The following is a 3,527-nucleotide window of genomic DNA, read 5'->3' on the forward strand; positions in this document are numbered from 1 at the left end:
CCTGGTTCCAGAGTCCCTTGCAGGCGTCGCCCGTCACCGGGTGATATTCGCCTTCAGCACGCCGGATCACGAAGAGCGACATGTCGACGCCTTCCTTCTCAAGCTGTCTGAGAACAGTGTTGAGGCGGCGCTCCGAGAGTCGATCGTTGTATTCATACGTGCCGATGCGGTCCGTATGCGCCGTGATCGAGAAGCGGATGTGAAGCTGATCGATGATCTTCCTTTCCTTCGCGAGCACTTCGGCGACATGGCGGATTTCCGCAATGCCTTCGGGCTTCAGAACATGCTTGTCGAACGCAAAGAGCGTATCGGCTGAAAGCGTGAAGTCGAGGCACGGCGTATAGAAGACCTTCGCGATGAAGGCCGCCATCGATTCGTCGTTCAAGAGAAGCTCGCGCGCGTCCGCCGTGATGAGGCCGGGAACGACTTCGGCGAGTCGGTTGACTTCCCTTTCCGTCTCCTCGTCGTCCGTGAAGGCAACGAGAACGGGCTTGGCAAGCGGTTCCTGTTCATGGAAGACCTTCCAGCCTTCTTCAAAAAGGCGCCCGCGATTCACCTCATCGCCGTCGGTGAAGAAGAGAAGCGCGCTCTTTTTGCGAAGAAGCTCCGCCGTTTCGCGCTGAAGTTCTTTCTCCGACTCCGCATAGCGCTCAAGGCGCATTTCGTAATCCATCAGCCCTTCGCCGGGATTCGTCATGCGCCCGAAAACTTCAAGTCGTTCCGGCAGCCGCCCGACCTTCTCTTCAAAGTCATCCTTAAAGCCCACGGGGAGCGTATGGGGCGCCATGGTGCCGGCGGCTACCTGGATCCCGGCCTCTGTCGGGAGCATCCGGCGAAGCTTCAGAAGGAGGTTCTTCGCAAGCACGACCTTGCGGTAGTCATAAAGGGCGTCGTATTCCTTTTCCTTCCCCTTTGCCCAGTCCGGATAGGACTTCTCCTCGGGTTCCTTCAACTTTTCCTGCATCGTGCCCGAATAGTCGATGAACCAGGCGGAGCTTTCAACCTTCGGACCGCAGTCGGGGTCGGAATAGACGGAATAAACGGCATGTGCTGGTGCAGCAGCGAACGCGGCGGCAGAGAACGCAGCAAGGATGGCGATCTTCAATTTCGTATGCATCATCTTTCTCCTCAGAACTCGTACTTGAGACCGACCGAGACTTCGTAGTCCTTCTCATAGTCGTCGCCGGTTTCCCGTTCGAACTGTCCGTAAAGACGCATGCTTTCGTTGAACTGCCAGTCGCCGCCGAGCCCATAGTAGAAAGTCGTCTTCCCGGCCACTTCGCCGTCAAAGCGGTCGCTTCCGAACCAGACGGTGCGGTCCCCGAGGAAGTCGTGCTTGACGCCCGCCTTCAGATAAAGCTGCGAATAGCGGCGGTCGATTTCCTCCCGATCCTCGCCGTAATTGAATTTCTTACCAATCACGATGCCGGCGCGGCCGATGAGCGAATCGGCATCCTTCTGCCGGATCCTGCCGCCGGAGGAGAGCGTGTACTTTTCGCCTTCAACGCGATAGAAGGCGAGCTGGAGCTGAGGCTCAAGCCACCACGAGTTGTACCAGGGCCCCCACGAGAGGTCGTTTCTCGTCGTGTGGAACATATGGCCCACTTCGATCGAGGCGCCCCAGCCGAGGGTGTTGTATTTGCCCGTGATCTTTCCATGTTCGCCGACAGTGGAAAGCTTCTGACGGTAATGGTCGGCCGAGAGCACGAAGTCCGCGTAAGCGCCCTGGTAGTTCGCCCATGTCGCATAAGCGTTGAGACCGATCGCATCGGTTTTGCCCGACCCCTGACCGTCCATCAGATCCTGTTCGGCATGCGCCTGGCGGATGTTGGCGCCGAGGAGCCAGAGGCCTTCCTCGGTATTGCGCACGAGATGGTCGTAACCGAAGCTCACGCCGTAGAGATCCTGGTCGTAGCCCTTCGAGGCGATGCCGCCCACGGAATCCTTCATCATCATGGCCTTGGCCCAGAGACCATCCTGAGCGCCGTAGCGCACTTCTCCGAGGCGCTTCCTGAGCGTGCTCAGATAGATCGGGTTGAAGCTGATTCCCGCAATGGCCGTTGTGGTCTTACCGGGGTCGTTGATCTCTTTCGTGTAGCCGGAGACCCAGTAGTCCGTCATGCCGGTAGAAATGTCGAGAGCATCGGGATCGGATTCCGTGGATTCAAGGCTATCCACTTCCACGATCCTGTCGTAATCGTCGCGCTCGAAGAGCGTGGAATTCACCGCCCCCTTGATTTTCCCGTTGTCGTCCAGGGGACCGCCAGAGAGCTCAAGAATGTTCCCGGCCGCATCAACGTAGCTGTCGGTATGCGTGGTCTTCCAGATTTTCGGCTTGTACTTGAAGGCCGTCGTATCGAGCGTCGTCCAGTCGCCCGTGAGCTTCACGTTCGACGGCGTCGTTGCAAATTTAAGCACCCGGCCCTGGTAGTCGATGGATCCATCAGCGATCGTTTCATCGTTGATGCGGACGCGGTAATGCTCATCGGTCGTGCCGCCCGTGCTTCTGAAGTGAAGGAAGTCGCCGAACCTGATGTCGTGACGCATGCGGGCATTGGCTTCGTCAAGTAAGAAGCCGGTAAGCTCGATGGGGACTTTTCTGCCGTTTGCACCATTGAACTGATAGCTCCCGTCTGCCGTGAATCTGCCGTTCTCGAGCTTGCCTTGAGTAATGATCCCGTCGCTAGCGTCCTTCTTATAGAAAGTCACGCCGTCAAAAGAGAGCACCTCCACGCCGTCTTTCTCAAGATCGGCGAGGATGTCCGTATTGAGAATGAAGAGACTTCCCTCTCCCGGCGCAGCAGCTGCGCTCGCGGTCTGAATCCCGGAATGCGCCTGATCCGTAATCGACTTGACTTCCAGGTACTGATAGGGATTTTCGTCAGACCAGCGGTTCTCTGCGTGATGCAGGTCGATCGTGCCGCCAGTGGCCCGCAGATTCTTGAAGATGCTGTCGTCGGTAACAGTCCAGAGCGTGCCGGACCCAACCTCCATGTCGATGTTGCCGTTGGCGGCGCCTATGAGGTAGGAACTGGCTTTCTTCATGAAGAAGTTGATGCGGCCTTCTTCGATGTAGGGAGGGACGACATCGTCAACATCACCAGTTTCTTCACTGACAACCGGACTATCCTCAACAGATCCTATGTCTTGGTATGGAAGACTTAACTCAACACCCCAAGAGCGAGGCGCCCAAGAAAGGACATGCACAGTAAACCCAATGTACTGGGCAGATGGGAATTCAAATTTTAAATCTGTCGCTAAAGCCTTACTTGTATGCAAATCTCCATTTACGAAAACATAGTTATTATCATCACCTTCAACATTAATATTCGCTGTGGAATTACCCATTGCTTCAATGGCGCGAGACTTCCAAAGAGAATCTAACTTTTTCGATGGATTAACCTCTACAGTAAAATTTTTGGCAACATTAACCGTACGTTCCCGCGCTAAATTCGCATTGGTTGGGTCCTCTACAGGGCGATCGCAGAATCCGAAAAGTTAATGAGTGCTTCTCTTTGCAATTTTCA

Annotated in this window: 2 protein-coding genes; both read right to left on the bottom strand. The window is 55.6% G+C overall.

All coding sequences use genetic code 11. The features are described 5' to 3' along the window. A partial coding sequence (locus Q0106_RS06885) for an OmpA family protein (protein WP_297610730.1) occupies positions 1–1,117 on the bottom strand: 1,117 nt, incomplete at its 3' end. An 11-nt stretch (positions 1,118–1,128) separates the two neighbouring features. Then, on the bottom strand, positions 1,129–3,045 hold the full coding sequence (locus Q0106_RS06890) for an autotransporter outer membrane beta-barrel domain-containing protein (protein WP_297610733.1): 1,917 nt from the start codon (positions 3,043–3,045) through the stop codon (positions 1,129–1,131). Between the last annotated feature and the right edge of the window lie 482 nt (positions 3,046–3,527).

Origin of the sequence: uncultured Sutterella sp., from assembly GCF_937923675.1 — a bacterium.
In the GTDB taxonomy this organism is placed as follows: domain Bacteria; phylum Pseudomonadota; class Gammaproteobacteria; order Burkholderiales; family Burkholderiaceae_F; genus Sutterella.

Excerpts from the sequence above, each read along its gene's own strand:
- Q0106_RS06890 (WP_297610733.1), bottom strand. The coding sequence starts at position 3,045 with ATGAAGAAAGCCAGTTCCTACCTCATAGGCGCCGCCAACGGCAACATC.